The sequence below is a fragment of the Streptomyces sp. NPDC047072 genome, from assembly GCF_040643855.1.
Taxonomy (GTDB): domain Bacteria; phylum Actinomycetota; class Actinomycetes; order Streptomycetales; family Streptomycetaceae; genus Streptomyces.
The window spans coordinates 1-1,893 of sequence record NZ_JBEYVC010000361.1; the positions used below are offsets into that span (position 1 = coordinate 1).

Consider the following 1,893-nt stretch of genomic DNA (forward strand, 5'->3'; position numbering starts at 1 on the left):
CGTACTCGGCCCACATGTAGTCGCGTTCCTCGTCGGTGACCATTTCGAGGGTCAACTCGTCGTGGTTGCGCAGGAAGATGCCCCACTGGCAGTTCTGCGGGATCGCCGGGGTCTTGGCGAGGATCTCCGAGACCGGGTACCTCGACTCCCTGCGCACCGCCATGAAGATGCGCGGCATGACCGGGAAGTGGAAGGCCATGTGGCATTCGTCGCCGCCGGACTTGTAGTCGCCGAAGTAGTCGACGACGTCCTCCGGCCACTGGTTCGCCTCCGCGAGGATGACCGTGTCCGGGTAGGACGCGTCGATCTCCTTGCGGACCCGCTTGAGGAACTCATGGGTTGCCGGAAGGTTTTCGCAGTTGGTTCCTTCCTGTTGGTACAGGTACGGAACCGCGTCCAGCCGGAAGCCGTCGATGCCCAGGTCCAGCCAGAACCGCAGCGCGGAGATCATCTCCTCCTGCACGGCCGGGTTCTCGTAGTTGAGGTCCGGCTGGTGGGAGAAGAAGCGGTGCCAGAAGTACTGTTTGCGGACCGGGTCGAAGGTCCAGTTGGAGGCCTCGGTGTCGACGAAGATGATCCGCGCGTCCTGGAACTGCTTGTCGTCGTCGGCCCAGACGTAGTAGTCGCCGTAGGGGCCTTCGGGGTTGGCGCGCGACTCCTGGAACCACGGGTGCTGGTCGCTGGTGTGGTTCATGACGAAGTCGATGATGACGCGCATGCCGCGTTGGTGGGCGGCGTCGACGAATTCGACGAAGTCGGCGAGGTCGCCGAACTCGGGGAGGACGGCGGTGTAGTCGGAGACGTCGTAACCGCCGTCCCTGAGGGGCGACTTGAAGAAGGGCGGCAGCCACAGGCAGTCGATGCCGAGCCACTGGAGGTAGTCCAGTTTGGCGGTGATGCCCTTGAGGTCGCCGACGCCGTCGCCGTTGCTGTCCTGGAAGGAGCGGACCAGGACCTCGTAGAAGACGGCCCGTTTGAACCAGTCCGGGTCCCGGTCCTTGGCGGGCGTGTCCTCGAAGGTGTCCGGGACGGGTTCGTTGACGATCATTGTGTGGGTGACCCTCCGATCTGCGGGGTGGACGGTCGCAGGACGGTGAGGATGTGCGCGGGGCGAGTGCCCGGTTCGAGACGCACGTAGTTCGCCCTGCCCCAGTGATAGGTCTCGCCGGTGAGCTCGTCGCGCACCAGCACCGACTCGTGCCATTCCAGGCCGAGTTGCGGCATGTCCAACGAGACCGTGGCCTCCTGGGTGTGGTGCGGATCCAGGTTCACGACCACCAGAACCGTGTTCGAGCCCTGCCGCTTCGAGTACGCGATGACCTCGTCCTTGTCCGAGTGGTGGAAGTGGAGATCGCGGAGCTGCCGCAGTGCCGGGTTCTCCCGGCGGATGGTGTTGAGGCGGGTGATCAGGGGTGCGATGGTCTGGTCGGTGTCCCAGTCGCGGGCCCTGATCTGGTACTTCTCCGAGTCCAGATACTCCTCGCTGCCCTCCCTGAGCGGGGTGTTCTCGCACAGCTCGTAGCCGGAGTAGATGCCCCAGGTCGGCGAGAGCGTCGCGGCCAGCACCGCCCGCAGCTCGAACGCCGGACGCCCGCCGTGCTGGAGGAACGCATGCAGGATGTCCGGGGTGTTGGTGAAGAAGTTCGGCCGCATATAGGCGGCCGCCTCGCCCGACAACTCGGTGAGGTAGTCGGTGAGTTCCTGCTTGGTGGTGCGCCAGGTGAAGTACGTGTACGACTGCTGGAAACCGGCCTGCGCGAGGGTGTGCATCATCGCGGGGCGGGTGAACGCCTCCGCCAGGAAGATCACGTCCGGGTCGGTGCGGTTGATGTCGGCGATCACCCGCTCCCAGAACAGCACCGGCTTGGTGTGCGGGTTGTCCACGCGGAAGAT

General features: G+C 64.9%; 1 protein-coding gene and 1 pseudogene. Both read right to left on the reverse strand.

Annotated elements, in window-relative coordinates; all coding sequences use genetic code 11:
• Nucleotides 1-1,048 (reverse strand): alpha-amylase family glycosyl hydrolase (locus ABZ896_RS52655; RefSeq protein ID WP_360946632.1); only part of this gene is annotated, 1,048 nt, incomplete at its 3' end.
• Nucleotides 1,045-1,893 (reverse strand): annotated as a pseudogene (locus ABZ896_RS52660) (alpha-1,4-glucan--maltose-1-phosphate maltosyltransferase); the annotation flags it as partial. The pseudogene ABZ896_RS52660 and the gene ABZ896_RS52655, both read right to left, overlap by 4 nt.